Genomic DNA, 16839 nt, shown 5'->3' with positions numbered 1-16839 from the left:
AACGGCGCAAGCTTGAGCGCTTAGCGGCGCTTAAGCCCCGCACCGCGCGGCGGCCTTAGGCCAGCCGCGTTCCGTTGGGCACCGGCCGTTCGATGGTGGTGATCACCACGCCCTCCTCGGTCGGGAAACCGGTCAGCAGGAACTCGGACACGAACGGCCCGATCTGCTTGGGCGGGAAATTGATCACCCCGACGATCTGCCGTCCGAGCAGCTGATCCGCCGAATACAGATGACGGATCTGCGCGCTGGTCTTGCGCAGCCCGTGCGGGCCGAAATCCACCCACAGCTTCCACGCCGGCTTGCGCGCCTGCGGGAATTCCTCGACCTGGGTGACCGTGCCGGCGCAGATCAGCACCTTCTCGAAATCGCTCCACGCGATCAGGCCGTGCGTCTGTTCGCCGCCGCCCTCGCCCGCATTGCCGTGACTCATCGCTTGCTTCCTTCTGTCATGTCTTTCCAGCGGTCCTTGAACTGCGCCCAGCTGTAGCTCAGCTGCGCGGCCAGCAGACCGGCGGGTTTCATCGCCGAGACCAGGCCGTAATGGAACAGTTCGCGCCAGCGCTCGTCGCCGTGCGCGATCGCCGCGGCCAGCACTTCGCCGGCGAAGGTGGTCGGAGCGACGCCGTGGCCGCCGAAGGCCTGCGCCAGCCACAGGCCGTCATCGACCCGGCCGATCTGCGGCATCTGGTGGCGCGCGTAACTCATCAGCCCGGACCAGGCGTAATCGACCCGGGTCCCGGCCAGTTGCGGAAACACCTTGAGCAGATCGCGATAGAGCAGGCGCTGCACCTGCCGCGGCGAGCGCTCGAGCACCGAGATGCGTCCGCCCCACAGCAGCCGCGTGTCCGCCAGCGGCCGGTAATAGTCGAAGGCGAAGCGGCTGTCGTAAACCGCCGCGCGCGTGCGCAGCGCGCTGTCCAGGCGATCGCCGAGCGGCTCGGTCACCATCACATAGGTCGCGATCGGCATCACCGCCGCATCGACTTCGCGCCGCAGCCCGGCCAGATAGCCGCCGCAGGACAGCACCACCTGCTCTGCGTGGATCTCGCCCCGCTCGGTGCGCACGCGCCAGCCCGAGGGGCCGCGTTCGAGCGCGAGCGCCGCGGTGCCCTCGTGCACGCGCACGCCGCGCTCGCTCGCGAGCGCGGCGATGCCCTGCGCGTACTTGAGCGGATGAAAGTGAAACGCCTGCGGTTCGAACAAGGCATCGTGATAGCGCTGGCTGCGCACGCGTTCGCGCAGACGCTCGCGCGGCCACCATTGCCAGTGCGTGTCGTAGTGTTCGGCCAGCAGCCGCTGGCGCGAGCGCAGCACGTCCGGATCGCGGAACCAGTTGGCCCAGATAATGCCGGCCTCGGTCGCGTCGCAGTCGATGCCGTGGCGATGGATGCGCGAGCGGATCAGCTCGACCGCCTCCAGGCTGCCGGCGTACAGCGCGCGCGCGCGTTGCGGCCCCAGTTCGCGCAGCAGCGCGTCCTCACCGCGCGAGAAGCCGCCGAATACGAAGCCGCCGTTGCGTCCGGAGGCGCCGTGGCCGATGCGTTGCGCCTCGATCAGCAGCACGTCGTCGAGGCCGCGTTCGGCCAGTCCCAACGCGGTGTTGAGCCCGGCGAAGCCGCCGCCGATCACGCACACCCTCGCCTGCGCCGGGCCTTCCAGCGGCGGCCACCGGCGGTCGTGGCCGACACTGGCGCGGTAATAGTTTTCGGCGGGTATGGACATGGACGGGTCGGAACGGTTTGATGGCGGCCAGCGACCGCAGCGCCGTCCATCGCGGACCGTGCCGTCGCTTGCCGGGATCGAGACGATGGAAATCCACCGCGCCGACTTAGCCTACCGCAGACGCAGCCTATGGCTGTTGTCGACGATAGTCGGCCTGTGCGCGATCGGGCTGTGGCAATTGCACGGGTGGCTGCAGATCGTGCAGAGCCACGTCCAGGCCGGCGACGCCGAACAGGCGCGGCGCTGGCTGCGCTGGGCGATCGCCGGGGCGGTGTTCGCGCCGTCGCTGCCGCTGGCCCTGTGGGGCCGCAGCCTGCGTCGCCTGGGCGCGGCCGCGCAGGCGGAAAACCGCTTTCCGCCGCGCGAATGGAAAACCTATCGCGATGTGCGCGTGCTCCGCGATCGCGCCGCCCAGGACTGGTCGCGGCGCACTCAACGGCTGGGCCGCACAGCGAAAAACGCCGCCGGGCTGTGCGCCGCGGCGGCGTTGGGGGTGTGGTTCTGGCTAAGCTGAGCGGCCGCGCCGTGCCGGCTTATTCCAGGTCTTCCACGCCCAGTTCGGCCAGCGCGTTCTGCATCAGCTGCCGCGCCGAGTCGCTGAGCTTTTCGTGATCCAGCGCGTAGCGGATCGTCGCTTCGATCAAACCGATATGCGTGCCGCAGTCGAAACGCGTGCCCTGGAAACGGTAGGCGTTGACTGTCTCGCGCTGGAGCAAGGTCGCGATCGCGTCGGTGAGCTGGATCTCGCCGCCGGCGCCCGGCGTGGTGTTTTCCAGCAGCTCGAAGATGCCCGGATTGAGCACATAGCGGCCGACCACGGCCAGATTGCTGGGCGCGACCTCAGGCTTGGGCTTTTCGACGATGGCGGTGATGCGGCCCTGGCGCGCGTCGAAGCTCTCCGTCGCCACGATGCCGTAGCTGCCGGTCTGCTCATGCGGAACGTCTTGGACGGCGATCACGCTGGCGCCGGTGGCCTGGGCCGCGTCGGCCATCTGCTTGAGCGCGCCGGGGCCGCGATTCCAGATCACGTCGTCGGGCAGCAGCACCGCGAAGGGCTCGTTGCCGATCACTTCCTTGGCGCACAACACCGCATGGCCCAGGCCCAGCGCTTCGGCCTGGGTCACGAACACCGCGCGCACGCCCGGCGGCAGCACGTTGCGGACCAGTTCGAGTTGTTCCAGCTTGCCCGAGCGTTCGAGCTTGTGTTCGAGCTCGTAGGCCTTGTCGAAGTAATCCGCGACCGCGTGCTTGTAGCGATTGGTGATGAACACCAGCGTATCGCAACCGGCTTCGATGGCTTCATCGACGGCGTACTGGATCAGCGGCCGATCGATGATCGGCAGCATTTCCTTGGGAACGGTCTTGGTGGCGGGAAGGAATCGGGTGCCGAGGCCGGCGACGGGAAAAACGGCTTTGCGGATGCGTGCAGCCATTAAATCTTCCTGGCGTTACGGGCGGGGAATGCGACCACGGTAGCCGATTCCTTGTAATCCGGGTGTTCACCGACCGGTTGGAACTCCGGAACCGCGATGCGCAGCAAGATGCCGAGCGCTTCGCGGTCGTAACGGATCGAGGCCTCGCGCAGTTGCTGCAGCGAATGCTCCAGCGAGCTGGTCGATACGTCGCGCGGCTCGGCCTGCAGGATCTTGGGATGCACGGTCGGGCGGTAGCGCTCGTCGGCGTGGAACAAGGTCTCGTGCAGCTTCTCGCCCGGGCGCAGGCCGGTGTAGACGATGGCCACGTCGCGGCCCGGCTGCTTGCCGGCCAGGCGGATCATCTGCTCGGCCAACAGGCGGATCGGCACCGGCTCGCCCATGTCGAGGGTGTAGATGGCTTCGTGGGTGCCGATCGCCGAGGCCTGCAGGATCAGCTGGCAGGCCTCCGGGATGGTCATGAAGAAGCGCGTGACTTCCGGATCGGTGACGGTGACCGGGCCGCCGCTGCGGATCTGTTCGCGGAACAGCGGCACCACGCTGCCGGCCGAGTCGAGCACGTTGCCGAAGCGCACGGTGACGAAACGGGTCTTGCGCTGGTCGGCCAGCGACTGGCAGGTCATCTCAGCCAAGCGCTTGGTCGCGCCCAGCACGTTGACCGGATCGACCGCCTTGTCGGTGGAGATCAGCACGAAGGTGCCCACCCCGGCGGCGCGGCAGGCGCGCGCGACGGTCTCGGTGGCCAGCACGTTGTTGCGCACCGCTTCGCGCAACTGCGCTTCCAGCAGCGGCACCTGCTTGTAGGCGGCGGCGTGGAAAGCGGCGTCGGGTTCGGCCAGCTTGAGCGCGTATTCGATCACGGCCTTGTCGCCGCAGTCGCCCAGGATCGGAATGAATTCGACGTCGGGGAAATCGCGGCGCAGCGCGGTCTCGGTGGTGACCAGGGCCAGTTCGTCGATCTCGATCAGAGCGATGCGGCCGGCGCCGTGGCGCGCGCACTGGCGGCACAGTTCCGAACCGATCGAACCGCCGGCGCCGGTGACCAACACCGAGCGCGAACCCAACCAGCCGCGGATCGCCTTCCAATCCGGCAACACCGGCTTACGGCCGAGCAAATCCTCGATCGCGACTTCCTTGAGCTCGCCCGGCAACGAACGCCCTTCCAGCACGTCCTGCAGGCGCGGCACCATGCGGAACGGCACCGCCGTGCGTTCGCAGGCCATGACGATGCGCTGCATCGCGTTGGCGTCGGCCGAAGGCATCGCAATGACCAGCAGCTTGGCCGCGGTCTCGCGGGCGATTTCGGCGACGTCATCGACCTTGCCCAACACCGGCACGCCCTGCACCTTGCTGCCGCGCAGGCGCGCGGCGTCATCGAGGAAACCGACCGGGTGATAGGTGCCGAAGCGGCGCAGGTCGCGCACCAGCGCTTCGCCGGCGCGGCCGGCGCCGAGGATCAGGATGCGCACCGACACCGAGTTGGCGTTGTCGATACGGCTGTCCTTCCAGGCGCGGTACAGCAGGCGCGGCGCGCCGAGCATGCCCATCAGCACCAGCGGATACAGCACCAGCACCGTGCGCGGCACCTGGTCGACGCGGTTGTAGAGGAACAGGCCCAGCACGATCGCGAACAGGCCCAGCATGCAGGCCTTGAAGATGTTCCAAAGATCGGGGACGCCGGCGAAGCGCCACAGGCCGCGGTAAAGACCGACCTGCCAGAACACCAGGCCTTGCGCGGCCAGGACCAGGGCGATCTCGGTGGACCACAGCGGCAGGGGCGGCGGCGTGGCGACGATGCCGAAGCGCAGCTTGTGCAGGGCTTGCCAGACCAGCCAGACCATCGCGAGATCGTGCGCGACCACCGCCAATCGGGGCAGTCCGCTCTTGAGTCGATCACGCAATGAGCTCATTCCCTGCCTCGCCTGCAATACATATCGTCGGTTCGCTCAGCTGTCCGCGCCGCCGGAACCGGTTTGGGTCCGTTGGATCAGCCACCAAAAAAAAGCGCCGGATATATACCACCCGGCTCCCATACACAGCATGAAACCGAATCGGACTTCGGTCACAAGGCTTAGGGAGGCTACGGCCAGCCCCGTGAAAACCGCATAGGCAAAGGTGACTCGGGCGTGACCGATACGCCTCGCCCACACCTGATAGGCATGCTGAGTGTGCGGGGTCCACCAGCGCTCGCCGCGCCCTACCCGGCGCAGCAAGGTCAGGCTGGAATCGACCATGAATGCGGCCAAGGGGATCAGCAGCAACGCCAGGGTCATGCCGCGCCAGGGCCGGGCCGCGTCGGCCCCCAGCACGATCAGCCCCGCCACGGCAAAGCCGATCGCGCCGCTGCCGACATCGCCCATGAAGATCCGCGCGCGCGGGAAATTGAACGGCAAGAAGCCCAGGCTGGCGGCCAGCAGGGCCAGCGCCAGCCAGCGCCAGACCTCCCCGCCGCCCATCCACGCCACCGCCAGCGCGACCAGGACGGTCTGCGAAGCGGCCAGGCCGTTGATCCCATCCATGAAGTTCCACACATTCGTCAGGCCCACCGCCAACACGAACGCGGCCAGCACCAGCCAGTTCGGACTGCCGCCATGCCAGAGCACGAACGCGAGCAAGGCCGCCGCCAGCGCATGCACGCCCAGGCGCAGCCAGGGCGACAGCGGCCGGTGGTCATCGACCCAGCCGATCGCCGCGACCAGGCTCAGGCCGAGCCCGAACGCCAGCGCCTTCGGCGCGTAGGAAGGAAAGCGCAGGCTCAGCGCGATCGCCGCGACCAACAGTGCCGCGACGATGGCGATGCCGCCGCCACGCGGCGTAGCCACGGCGTGGCTGCGGCGCTCGCCGGGTTCGTCGACCATATTGCGGCTTAGTGCGTAGGCACGCGCCAGCCAGGTGCCCGCCGCGCCCAGCGCCGCGAAGATCGCGATCCATGACCCCATGACTCAGACCACCGCGTAATTCAGCAGCGGCTTGATCGAACCCCATTCCTTGCAGCTGGGACATTGCCAGTGATGACTGCGCGCGCCGAAGCCGCAGCGGTTGCAGCGATAACTGGGGTTGCGCACCAGCAACTGGTCGGTGATGTGCTTGAGATCGTGCAGGGTCGCCAGCGGGTCGGCGTTCTCGGCCAGGGTCAGGTCGATCAGCGCGGCCTCGCCGCGCACCGAAGGGCGGTCCTTGAGCTGGCGCGCCAGATACGCGCGCGCGGCCGGCACGCCGTCCTCGGCCTCGACCATGCGCGTGAGCGCCAGCACCGGCGCGATGCCGCGGTAGTGCTCGCACATCTCGGCCAGGAACGCGCGCGCGCCGGTGGGATCGCCGTTGCGCTCGTAGCAGCTCAGCAGCGCCGGCAGCACTTCGGGCAGATAGTCCGGATCGGCGCGGGCCACCCGTTCGAAGGCACGGATCGCCGCGGTGTCGTTGCCGGCCTCGACTTCGATCCGGCCTTCCAGCATGCCGGCGCGCACCGAATTGGCGTCGGCCTCGTAGGCGCGCTTCACCGCGGCGCGCGCCGCGTCGCTGTCGCCGGCGGCGCGATAACGGTCGGCCAGCTCGCATTCGAACTGGGCGATCAGCTTGCCCATCGGCTCGCCGGTCGCCGCCTCGAAGCGCTGCGCGTTCTCGATCGCCTTGTCCCAGTCGCGTTCGGACTGGTAGATGCCGATCAGATGACGCAAGGCCAGCGGCGCCATGTCCAGCGCGACCAGATCGCTGAAGACGGTTTCGGCGCGATCGAGCAGGCCCGAGCGCATGTAGTCCTCGCCCAGCGCCAGCAGCGCCTGCACCTTCTGCTGATCGCTCAGCCCGGGCCGTTGCACCAGCGCCTGGTGCAGGCGGATGGCGCGATCGACCTCGCCGCGGCGGCGGAACAGATGGCCGAGCGCGACCTGGGTTTCGAAGGTGTCCTTGTCGAGTTCGGCGATATGCAGGAACAACTCGATGGCTTTGTCGGGCTGCTCGTTGAGCAGGTAGTTCAGGCCGCGGAAATAGGTGGTCGACAGGCGGCTGACCTGGTTGTCGCTATGGCGTTCGCCGCCGCGTCGGCCGATCACCCAGCCGCTGACGGCGGCGATCGGCAACAACAGGAAGAACCAGAACCACTGGCTGATGAATTCCATGCTCAGACCTCGGGGCCGGTGAGCGTCGGCGCGCTGCTCGCCGGGCCGCCGCGCGCGTCGCGTTCGGCGCGGGCCAGACGGCGGCGCAGCGGCAGCACGACGCTGGCGCTGATGGCCAGGCCGCCGATCAAGGCGCCGATCAGCAGCGCCACGATCAGGGCGATGCCGAGCGAGGTCGCCGGAATGAAGCCGATGCCCAGGTCGATGCTGACCAGTTGCCGGTTGAGGGCGCCCAGGATCGCGCCGGTGGCCAGAAAGACCAGGGCGATGAGGAGACGGATCACGCGCATGTGGGGTTCCGATCAGTCGTGCACGATCTCGTGCGTGTCGCGCCTAGCTTAACGGACACGGATGGACACCGCGTATAGACACGGGGTGAAGCAGGAAGGGGTCGGGAAGCCGGAAACCGTGACGCGAGATCGACTCGCTGCCGGTGCCTGGCGAGGCAGCCGCGGCGTGGCGCCGCTGTCAGCCTTCTTCGTCCAACGGCGTGACGCCGCTGACGCGCTCGCGCAATTCCTTGCCGGGCTTGAAGTGCGGCACGTGCTTGCCGGGCAGCGCGACCGATTCGCCGGTCTTGGGGTTGCGGCCCAGGCGCGGCGGACGGTAGTGCAGCGAGAAGCTGCCGAACCCGCGAATCTCGATCCGCTCGCCGGCCGACAGGGCACCGCCCATCATTTCCAGCAAGGCCTTCACCGCCAGATCCACATCGTCGCCCTTGAGGTGGGCCTGACGCTGCGAAAGGATCTCGATGAGCTCGGATTTGGTCATGCGGAGTGTTGCCTGGCCTTATAGAAGGTCGTTGAAGAAGATGCGGCACCGCGCTCATGCGCGATCCCCTGCCGCAGGCCGGAGCGGACCGGCTTGGCCGGGCCGCCCTGGCGGAGGTAGCGCCGACCGGCAACCGCCGGACCGCACTACCTTACCTCTGACTGCAAAAACCGGCGCCGGCCAGCGGCGCCGTTGTTACCAGTTGCCGCCGCCCCGGCAGGACCGGGACGGCAGGCGATACCGCGATTACTCGGACTTGCCGCCCAGACGCTCGCGCAGCAGCGCGCCGAGGCTGGTGGTGCCGGTGGCGGCTTCGGAGTGACGGTTGTAGTCCGCCAGCGCCTCTTGCTGCTCGGCTTCGTCCTTGGCCTTGATCGACAGCTGCATGCTGCGGCCCTTGCGGTCGGTGCCGATGATCTTGGCTTCGACTTCCTGGCCGACCTTCAGGTACTGCGAGGCATCCTCGACGCGTTCCTTGGCGATGTCGCGCGCGGCGACGTAGCCTTCGATGCCGTCGGCGAGTTCGATCGTGGCGCCCTTGGCGTCCACTTCCTTCACCACGCCCTTGACGATCGTGCCCTTGGCGTTGGAAGCCACGTACTGGCCCATCGGGTCCTGTTCGAGCTGCTTCACGCCGAGCGAGATGCGCTCGCGCTCCGGATCGACGGCCAGAACCACGGCTTCCAGCGTGTCGCCCTTCTTGAAGTTGCGCACGATGTCTTCGCCGGTGGTGTTCCAGCTGATGTCCGACAGGTGCACCAGGCCGTCGATGCCGCCGTCCAGGCCGATGAAGATGCCGAAGTCGGTGATCGACTTGATCTGGCCTTCGACCTTGTCGCCCTTCTTGTGGATGGCCGCGAAGGTCTCCCACGGGTTCGAGGTGACCTGCTTCATGCCCAGCGAGATACGACGACGCTCTTCATCGACGTCCAGCACCATGACCTGAACCTCGTCGCCGACCTGCACGATCTTGGACGGGTTGACGTTCTTGTTGGTCCAATCCATTTCGGACACGTGGACCAGGCCTTCGACGCCCGGCTCGATCTCGACGAACGCGCCGTAATCGGTGACGTTGCTGACCTTGCCGAACACGCGGGTGTTGGCCGGGTAGCGACGGGCGATGTTGTCCCACGGATCCTCGCCCAGTTGCTTGAGGCCGAGGCTGACGCGGTTGCGCTCGCGGTCGTACTTGAGCACGCGCACGTCGAGTTCCTGACCGACTTCCACGACTTCCGACGGGTGACGCACGCGCTTCCACGCCATGTCGGTGATGTGCAGCAGGCCGTCGATGCCGCCCAGGTCCACGAACGCGCCGTAATCGGTGAGGTTCTTGACCACGCCCTTGAGGATCGCGCCTTCCTGCAGCTTCTCCATCAGCTGTTCGCGCTCGACGCTGTACTCGCTCTCGACCACCGCGCGGCGGGAGACGACGATGTTATTGCGCTTGCGGTCCAGCTTGATCAGCTTGAACTCGAGTTCCTTGCCTTCCAGGTAGGCCGAGTCGCGCACCGGGCGCACGTCCACCAGCGAACCGGGCAGGAAGCCGCGGACATCCTTGATGTCGACGGTGAAACCACCCTTGACCTTGCCGCTGATGCGGCCGGTGATGGTTTCGTTCTTTTCGAGCGCCTCTTCGAGCTCGTCCCACACCATGGCGCGCTTGGCCTTCTCGCGCGACAGTACGGTTTCGCCGAAGCCGTTCTCGATCGAGTCGAGCGCGACCTTGACTTCGTCGCCCACGGCGACGTCGATCTCGCCGGCGTCGTTACGGAACTGTTCGATCGGCACGATGCCTTCAGACTTCAGGCCCGCGTTGATCACCACCACGTCGCTGCGGACTTCCACAACGGTACCGGTGACGATCGCGCCCGGCTTCAGCTTGGCCAGGTATTGCTGGCTGGCTTCGAACAGTTCGGCAAATGATTCGGTCATTGGATTGAATATCTCAGTTGAACACACGGATCGCACCGTTTGACATCGTTGCCGTCGTGGCAACGCAAGCAGAACGTGGTCGACCCACCCGTTATGTGATGCGATGGAACTGCATCATGTGTTGTGGTTGATCCATCGCGGAATTGCGATGGGATGGTTGGGGTAACGCCTTCCGCTGCGACAGCGCCCCGCTCGCGCCGCGTCGTTCAGCGCGCAGGCAACAACGCCAGCACCTGTTCGACTACCGTGTCGATTCCAAGCCCGGTGGTGTCGATGCGAACAGCGTCTTCGGCCGGTCGCAAGGGAGCCACCGCGCGCTGGGCGTCACGGGCGTCGCGGGCAAGAATCTCCCGCAGCAGACCATCTAAAGTAACTGAAACCCCTTTGTCTTTCAACTGCTTATAGCGCCTTTCCGCGCGCTCGTCGGCGCTGGCGGTCAGAAAGACCTTGAACGGGGCGTCCGGGAAGATGACCGTGCCCATGTCGCGGCCGTCGGCGACCAGCCCCGGCGGCTGGCGGAAGGCGCGCTGGCGGTCCTTCAGGGCGGCCCGGACCTCCGGGATCGCGGCGATCGCCGAGGCGGCCGCGCCGGCGGTTTCGGTGCGCAATTCGTCGGTGGCGTCCTGCTCGTTGACCAGCACCCGCAGCTCGCCGCCGGGGTCGTCGCGAAAGCCGATGCGGGTGTCGAAGGCGCAGCGGACCAGGGCGGCCGGGTCGGCCAGGTCCAGGTCGGCCCAGCCGGCGGCGACGCCGACGGCCCGATACAAGGCGCCCGAATCCAGGTAATGCCAGCCCAGTCGCTGCGCGACCAGGCGGCTGATGGTGCCCTTGCCCGAGCCCGAGGGCCCGTCGATGGTGAGGACGGGGATGCTGCTGTTGTCGGAAGATGCGCTGTTCATGCGGCCTATTATGCGGCGGCCGGACGCGGTTTCGATTCGGCGGCGGATGGATCGGCTATCCTGCGCCGCGCTCGCGCCGCCCGGACCGGGCCGCGATCGCCGCCGCGACCGGCCTATCCGGCGCTGCGCCGGCCCGCTTTATCCGGGCAATTACCGCTTTCCAAGACCCTTCGCCGGCGCCGGCTGGATTTTTTCTACGCAAGCACTTGATCCGGCGAAGATTTGTCCTCTATAATCGCGGGCTAACTTTTCCACCCGCTTCTTCCACCTATTTTTTGCCGAGGTCTGTCATGAAGGTCCTGTCCTCCCTGAAGTCGGCGAAGGCCCGTCACCGCGACTGCAAAGTCGTCCGCCGCCGCGGCAAGGTCTTCGTGATTTGCAAGTCGAACCCGCGTTTCAAGGCGCGTCAGCGCTAAGACTCGCCGGCGGCCTCCCGCCGCCGTCCGAGGTTCAAGTAGAAAGCCGCCGCAAGGCGGCTTTCTTCGTTATTCCACCCCTTTCGTCCCCAGCTTCGCAAAACCGTGACGGCCGCACGCTGCCGCTAAGCGTCACCTTGTGCCTAGAATCCCGCGTCCTTTGACGAGGTGGATTTGCCATGAAACTGCGCATTGCCGTTGCACCGCTGCTCGCCCTGCTCGCCCTCTCCGGCGCCGCCTCGGCCGAGACTTTGTTGATCCAGCGCGTGCAGCAGGAGGGCAAGTCCGCATTGCCCTCGCGCGGCCAGAGCATGGACCAGGTCAAGGCCCGCTACGGCGAGCCCACTCAGCGCCTGGATGCGCGCGGCGGCCAGAAGAAGCAGTGGCCGCAGATCAACCGCTGGGTCTATCCGGCCTTCACCGTGTATTTCGAGAAGAGCCGGGTGATCGACGTGGTCGCGAACAAGGCCGACGCCAACGAAGTCGGGCCGAAACCGCCTATCCTTTGAGGTTATGACTAACAACGCATTGCGCTTCCCCGCGGAGTGGGAACCCCAGTCCGCGGTCCTTATCGCGTGGCCGAACGCCGACACCGACTGGGCGCAACGCCTGGGCGAGGTCGAAGAGACCTACATCGCCCTGGTCGCGGCCATCACCCGCTTCCAACCCGTGCTGATCTGCGTGGCCGACGACGACGTCCAGGCCTACGCCCGCGCGCGCCTGTCCTCGGCGCGCATCGACATGGAGCGGGTGCGCTTCATCGATGCGCCCTACGACGACACCTGGCTGCGCGACTCCGGCCCGATCACGCTCAAGGCCGGCGACGGCTTCCGCCTGCTCGATTTCCGCTTCACCGGCTGGGGCGGCAAGTTCGACGCCAGCCAGGACGATCTGTTGGTCGAGCGCCTGCACGATCAGGGAATTTTCTCGAAGAGTGATCGCCAAAGCATTGATTTTGCTTTGGAAGGCGGCGGCATCGAAACCGACGGCGCGGGCAGCTTGCTGAGCACCTGGCAATGCCTGCACGAACGCCACCCCGACGCCAGCCGCGAAGCGCTCACCGCCAAGCTGTCGGCCTGGCTGCAGCAGGACCGGGTGCTGTGGCTGGATCACGGCTACCTGGAAGGCGACGACACCGACGCTCATATCGACACCCTGGCCCGCTTCGCCGCCGAGGACGCGATCGTCTACCAGGGTTGCGACGACCCGGCCGATTCGCATTACCCAGAGCTGCAGGCCATGGCCGCCGAGCTGGCCGCCCTGCGCACCCGCGACGGCCGGCCCTACCGCCTGTTCGCGCTGCCGTGGGCGCAGCCGATCATCGATGAAAACCGAAGGCTGGCGGCCAGTTACGCCAACTTCCTCATCATCAATGGAGCCGTGCTGATGCCGGCCTACGGCGACGCCCGCGACGGCGAAGCCCAGGCGGTGCTGGCGCAGGCCTTCCCGGATCGCGAGATCGTCGCCGTGCCCTGCCGGCCCTTGATCTGGCAGAACGGCAGCCTGCATTGCGTGACCATGCAGTTGCCGCAGGGCGTGGTCGCCGGCTGACCGGCTTGAGCGGGGCCGCTTCGGCGCCCCGCCCTTCGACCGGCCAGAATCGATTCGACCTGTGCCCGCCCGGCGGCGGGCGGCCTCAGTCTTTCGAGCGCAGACACGGCGCCGCGGGCGCGGCGTCCGCCGCCTTGCGTGCCGCCTCGTTCTGCCCCTTGCCCGGCGCGACCTTGGCGATCACGCAGGCGCTGTCGGCGCCGAGCTTGCTGACCACCAGATAGGACGTGGTGAGCTCGGACCGCTCCGGGTTCTCGCTGATGTTCAGGCGCACGATCAAGGCCTTCGGGGCGCGGACGCCGGACGCCGGATAGCGCCACTCGGCGCTGTTGCCCAGGCTGCTGAACCCCGAACCCACCGTGTTCCAGAACTCAAGCGGCAGTGTCTTGCCGGCCGGCGTCACCACGTCGATCGACATGCGCGCATCGCCGTCGTGCACCTGCAAGCGATAGCCGTCCACGCCCGGGCAGACCGAGCTGCCACCCTGGCCTTCCTCGTCCTTCGACACCGGCGCGGCCGTGCAATCTTTTTCGAGCAGGCTCGAATAGCGGCTAGCTGCGGCTTCGCCGGCCGCGGCCTGGACGGACGACGACAGCGCCAGCGCCGTCAATGCGACCGTTGCAAAGCGCCGGCCGCGTGGGCTGCGAGTGAGTCCGCTCATGGCCGGCAAGCTACCATAGCGTCCAGTGAAAACGGATCCGATTCGATGAAGCACACCACCCTCCCCGTCGCCCTGATCCAGGACCGCGACCACGGCTCGCGCGAGGCCAACCTGGCCAACATCGAAAGCCGCGTCGGCGAAGCCGCCAAGCAGGGCGCCAAGCTGGTCCTGCTGCAGGAACTGCACAACGGGCCGTATTTCTGCCAGCACGAATCGGTGGCCGAATTCGATCTGGCCGAGCCGATCCCGGGCCCGAGCACGCAGCGCCTGGGCGCGTTGGCCAAGCAGCACGGCGTGGTGCTGGTCAGCTCGCTGTTCGAGCGCCGCGCGGCCGGGTTGTATCACAACACCGCGGTGGTTTATGAAGCCGACGGCTCCATCGCCGGCAAGTACCGCAAGATGCACATCCCGGACGATCCGGGCTTCTACGAGAAGTTCTATTTCACCCCGGGCGATATCGGCTTCGAGCCGATCCAGACCTCGGTCGGCCGCCTCGGCGTGCTGGTGTGCTGGGACCAGTGGTACCCGGAAGGCGCGCGGCTGATGGCGCTGGCCGGCGCCGAGCTGCTGCTGTACCCGACCGCGATCGGCTGGGACCCGGACGATCAGCAGGACGAAAAAGACCGCCAGCGCATGGCCTGGATCCTCAGCCACCGCGGCCACGCGGTCGCCAACGGCCTGCCGGTGCTCAGCGTCAACCGGGTCGGGCACGAGCCCTCGCCGATCGGCGCTTCGGGCATCCAGTTCTGGGGCTCCAGCCATGTGCTCGGGCCGCAGGGCGAGTTCCTCGCCGAAGCGAAGACCGCCGAGCCGGAAATCGTGATGGCGCAGGTCGATCTGGGCCGCAGCGAGCACGTGCGGCGGATCTGGCCGTTCCTGCGCGACCGCCGCATCGACGCCTACGGCGACCTGCTCAAGCGGTATCGCGATTGAGCGCCGCGCCGCGCCCCGAGTTGCGGCTGCGCCCGGCCGTCGAGGCCGATCTGGCCGCGATCGCCGCGCTGTATGCCCGCGAAGTGCGCGAGGGCGTGGCGACCTATGAGTACGACGTGCCCGACGACGCCGAAATGCGTCGCCGCTGGCGCGCGATCGTCGAAGCCGGCTATCCGTACCTGGTCGCGGAATTCGTCGATGCCAACGTCGGCACGTTCGCCGGCTATGCCTATGCGACCTCGTACCGGACCCGCATCGGCTATCGCTGGACGGTGGAGAACTCGGTCTATGTCGAGCCGGCCTGCCACGGCCGCGGCGTCGGCCGCGCGCTGATGCGGCAGCTGATCCAGGACTGCACCGCGCTGGGCTTCCGGCAGATGGTCGCGGTGATCGGCGACGGCAGCAACGCGGCCTCGGTGAGCCTGCACGAGCGGCTCGGGTTCCAGCTGGCCGGGGTGTTTCCCGGCATCGGCCGCAAGCACGGGCGCTGGCTCGATACCGTGCAGATGGTGCTCGCGCTCGGCGACGGCAAAGTCGGCGAGCCGGATGAAAACGTGCCCGGGCTGCCGCTGCGCTAGGCGTTTGGCACAAGTCGCGCGGCTGAGCGCGCTGTCGCGGCTCGCGCCGCCCGTATCCCGCAACAGCGCCCAACGCGGCGGCGCTGGCCTCGGCCAAACACAATTGAACACATTCTGCGTGCCGCCCAGGCCGGCTGCGGCACCCCGAACTCGCTATGCTGACTTTGCCCGTTCGGCCGACGAACGGTCGCAATGAAACGAACGGACGTGCTATTTTCACCCCATGTCAGCTCTGACCGCCACCAATAAAGGCGCCGCCACCCGCGAGGCCATCCTCGACCAGGCCTACGGCATCGCCTGCTCGGCCGGGTTGGAGGGCTTGTCGATCGGCCCGCTGGCGGCCGCGGTGGGCATGTCCAAGAGCGGCGTGTTCGCCCACTTCGGCTCGCGCGAAGACCTGCAGCTGGCGGTGCTGGACATGGCCAGCCAGCGCTTCGTCGATTACGTGATGATGCCGGCGCTGAAGCAACCTCGCGGCCTGCCGCGGCTGCGCGCCATCGCCGACAACTGGTTTGACTGGGCCCGCCACACCGAGGGCGGCTGCGTGCTGCTCGGCGCGGTCAGCGAGTACGACGACCGCCCCGGCGCCCTGCGCACCGCGGTGGTCGATCAGCAAAAACGCTGGTATCAGGTCCTGGGCAAGGCCGTGCAGCTGGCCATCGACAGCGGCGAACTCGGCGCCGACACCGATACCGCGCAACTGGCGTTCGAAATCTACGGACTGGCCCTGGTCGTGCACCACGATTCGGGCCTGTTCGGCTACGACTCGGCCACCGAACGCGGCCGTCGCGCCTTCGAGCGCCTGATCCGCTCCTACGCTTCCTCCCCCACCGCCTGAGCGACCGACGAGGTTCCGTCATGTATCCGCTTATCGCCAAAATTAGCACGACCGTTCGTAATGTAATCAAGCTGTACCGGCTGCGTTTCGGCTTCCTGCTCGGCGCATGGCTGGCGCCTAACGCGACCATGCACCGCGCCGCGACGCTGTTCTGCACGCCGTTCGCGTCCTCGCGCCGGCGCGCCCTGGCCGCGCCGACCTTCGGCGCGCGCGAGGAGACCCTGCAGATCGACGGCCACGCCATCGCCACCTATATCTGGGGCGATCCGCAGCAGCAGCCGTATGTGTTGTTCGCGCACGGCTGGTCGAGCCACGGCACCCGCGTGGCCAAGTGGTTGCCGCAATTGCGCGCGGAAGGTTACGCCGTGGTCGCCTTCGATCAGCTCGGCCACGGCCGCAGCGGCGGGCGCCTGGCCACCCTGCCCGACTTCACCCGTCATCTGTTCGCGGTTGGGGAGCACTACGGCCCGGCGGCGCTGGTGATCGGCCATTCGCTGGGCGGCGCGGCGGCGCTGTTGGCGATGGCGCGCGGCATGCGCGCCGAACGCGTGGTGCTGATCGCGCCGGCCGCCGATCCGGTCGCCGCGGTGAAGCGTTTCGCGCGCTTTTTGTGGGTCGGCGAGGATATCTGCCGGCGCATGTTCGCTTATTACGAATCGCACATCGGCATCAGCTTCGATTCGCAGCAGGCCCATCGCAATGCGCCGACCATCGCCAGTCCGGCATTGATCGTGCACGACCTGGACGATCGCGAAGTGCCGTGGTCGGAAGGCGAACGCTATGCGCGCTACTGGCCGGACTCGCGCCTGCTGAGCACGCAGGGGCTGGGCCACAACCGCATCGCCGACGACGGCAGCGTGATCGGCGCGGCGCTGCGGTTCCTGCACGGCGAGCAGGTCGGCGAGAAAGTGGTTTCGAGCGAAAACCTGCCTTACGGCTTCGCCTGACGCAGCGGCGTCGTTCGAGCCGCGCTGTTCAAGCCGCGCG

At 67.5% G+C, this 16839-nt stretch carries 19 protein-coding genes; 8 read left to right on the top strand and 11 right to left on the bottom strand.

The annotated features are described in order from the left end of the window. Positions 1-55: 55 nt before the first annotated feature. Both AB4Y92_RS08450 and AB4Y92_RS08445 read right to left on the bottom strand, forming a co-directional pair. Complete coding sequence (locus AB4Y92_RS08450) at positions 56-430, bottom strand: tRNA-binding protein (RefSeq protein WP_441819210.1); 375 nt, start codon at positions 428-430, stop codon at positions 56-58. Then, positions 427-1722 carry an NAD(P)/FAD-dependent oxidoreductase gene (locus tag AB4Y92_RS08445; protein ID WP_441819209.1) on the bottom strand — a complete coding sequence of 432 codons (1296 nt, stop codon included), beginning with the start codon at positions 1720-1722 and terminating at the stop codon, positions 427-429. Before AB4Y92_RS08445 ends, AB4Y92_RS08450 begins: the two co-directional genes overlap by 4 nt. On the opposite strand from AB4Y92_RS08445, the gene AB4Y92_RS08440 reads away from it, so the two are divergent. After that, positions 1715-2236, top strand: coding sequence for a hypothetical protein (locus AB4Y92_RS08440; protein WP_441819208.1), 522 nt, complete (start codon positions 1715-1717; stop codon positions 2234-2236). The two genes, AB4Y92_RS08445 and AB4Y92_RS08440, sit on opposite strands and share 8 nt — an antisense overlap. 19 nt (positions 2237-2255) lie before the next feature. On the opposite strand, the gene galU is transcribed toward AB4Y92_RS08440, so the two are convergent. The 8 genes from galU to cmk all read right to left on the bottom strand — a co-directional run bounded on the left by galU (position 2256) and on the right by cmk (position 10875). Then, positions 2256-3155 (bottom strand): UTP--glucose-1-phosphate uridylyltransferase GalU, encoded by a 900-nt coding sequence (galU, locus tag AB4Y92_RS08435; RefSeq protein WP_441819207.1) that lies wholly within the window; start codon positions 3153-3155, stop codon positions 2256-2258. After that, complete coding sequence (locus AB4Y92_RS08430) at positions 3155-5065, bottom strand: polysaccharide biosynthesis protein (protein WP_057943239.1); 1911 nt, start codon at positions 5063-5065, stop codon at positions 3155-3157. The genes galU and AB4Y92_RS08430 overlap by 1 nt, the downstream gene beginning before the upstream one ends. A gap of 36 nt (positions 5066-5101) precedes the next feature. Continuing rightward, on the bottom strand, positions 5102-6094 hold the full coding sequence (locus AB4Y92_RS08425; protein WP_441819206.1) for a lipopolysaccharide biosynthesis protein: 993 nt from the start codon (positions 6092-6094) through the stop codon (positions 5102-5104). Positions 6095-6097: 3 nt separating this feature from the next. Continuing rightward, entirely contained in the window at positions 6098-7273 is a 1176-nt protein-coding gene (gene lapB, locus AB4Y92_RS08420; RefSeq protein ID WP_057943241.1) for a lipopolysaccharide assembly protein LapB, read from the bottom strand. Between the two features lie 2 nt (positions 7274-7275). Continuing rightward, positions 7276-7563, bottom strand: a complete 288-nt coding sequence (locus AB4Y92_RS08415) for a lipopolysaccharide assembly protein LapA domain-containing protein (RefSeq protein ID WP_441819205.1) — start codon at positions 7561-7563, stop codon at positions 7276-7278. A 178-nt stretch (positions 7564-7741) separates the two neighbouring features. Beyond that, positions 7742-8044 carry an integration host factor subunit beta gene (locus AB4Y92_RS08410; RefSeq protein WP_057947915.1) on the bottom strand — a complete coding sequence of 101 codons (303 nt, stop codon included), beginning with the start codon at positions 8042-8044 and terminating at the stop codon, positions 7742-7744. A gap of 246 nt (positions 8045-8290) precedes the next feature. Next, positions 8291-9976: a 30S ribosomal protein S1 gene (gene rpsA / locus AB4Y92_RS08405; protein ID WP_057943243.1), complete on the bottom strand. Its 1686-nt coding sequence runs from the start codon at positions 9974-9976 to the stop codon at positions 8291-8293. A 206-nt stretch (positions 9977-10182) separates the two neighbouring features. Continuing rightward, entirely contained in the window at positions 10183-10875 is a 693-nt protein-coding gene (gene cmk / locus AB4Y92_RS08400) for a (d)CMP kinase (RefSeq protein ID WP_441819204.1), read from the bottom strand. 290 nt (positions 10876-11165) lie between these two features. Between cmk and ykgO the strand changes: the two genes are divergently transcribed. From ykgO to AB4Y92_RS08385, 3 genes are all read left to right on the top strand, one after another. Beyond that, positions 11166-11291, top strand: a complete 126-nt coding sequence (gene ykgO / locus AB4Y92_RS08395; RefSeq protein WP_010342887.1) for a type B 50S ribosomal protein L36 — start codon at positions 11166-11168, stop codon at positions 11289-11291. Positions 11292-11470: 179 nt separating this feature from the next. Next, positions 11471-11800 carry a hypothetical protein gene (locus tag AB4Y92_RS08390; RefSeq protein WP_441819203.1) on the top strand — a complete coding sequence of 110 codons (330 nt, stop codon included), beginning with the start codon at positions 11471-11473 and terminating at the stop codon, positions 11798-11800. A 4-nt stretch (positions 11801-11804) separates the two neighbouring features. Then, positions 11805-12842, top strand: coding sequence for an agmatine deiminase family protein (locus AB4Y92_RS08385; protein WP_441819202.1), 1038 nt, complete (start codon positions 11805-11807; stop codon positions 12840-12842). Positions 12843-12927: 85 nt separating this feature from the next. On the opposite strand, the gene AB4Y92_RS08380 is transcribed toward AB4Y92_RS08385, so the two are convergent. Continuing rightward, positions 12928-13503 carry a hypothetical protein gene (locus AB4Y92_RS08380; protein ID WP_441819201.1) on the bottom strand — a complete coding sequence of 192 codons (576 nt, stop codon included), beginning with the start codon at positions 13501-13503 and terminating at the stop codon, positions 12928-12930. Between the two features lie 45 nt (positions 13504-13548). Here AB4Y92_RS08380 and AB4Y92_RS08375 point away from each other — a divergent pair, with 45 nt between their 5' ends. The 4 genes from AB4Y92_RS08375 to AB4Y92_RS08360 all read left to right on the top strand — a co-directional run bounded on the left by AB4Y92_RS08375 (position 13549) and on the right by AB4Y92_RS08360 (position 16799). Beyond that, a complete protein-coding gene (locus AB4Y92_RS08375) occupies positions 13549-14436 on the top strand; it encodes a carbon-nitrogen hydrolase (protein ID WP_441819200.1) in 888 nt (295 codons plus the stop codon). Further along, positions 14433-15014 (top strand): GNAT family N-acetyltransferase, encoded by a 582-nt coding sequence (locus AB4Y92_RS08370; RefSeq protein WP_441819199.1) that lies wholly within the window; start codon positions 14433-14435, stop codon positions 15012-15014. Before AB4Y92_RS08375 ends, AB4Y92_RS08370 begins: the two co-directional genes overlap by 4 nt. Positions 15015-15237: 223 nt before the next feature. Beyond that, positions 15238-15852: a TetR/AcrR family transcriptional regulator gene (locus tag AB4Y92_RS08365; protein ID WP_215058066.1), complete on the top strand. Its 615-nt coding sequence runs from the start codon at positions 15238-15240 to the stop codon at positions 15850-15852. Positions 15853-15872: 20 nt separating this feature from the next. Next, positions 15873-16799 (top strand): alpha/beta hydrolase, encoded by a 927-nt coding sequence (locus tag AB4Y92_RS08360; RefSeq protein WP_441819198.1) that lies wholly within the window; start codon positions 15873-15875, stop codon positions 16797-16799. The last annotated feature ends 40 nt before the right edge of the window (positions 16800-16839 follow it).

The organism is Lysobacter sp. TAB13 (assembly GCF_052113885.1).
Lineage (GTDB): Bacteria > Pseudomonadota > Gammaproteobacteria > Xanthomonadales > Xanthomonadaceae > Lysobacter > Lysobacter gummosus.
The sequence above is the reverse complement of the archived record's forward strand: the minus strand, read 5'-3'. Positions and strand labels throughout refer to the sequence as shown.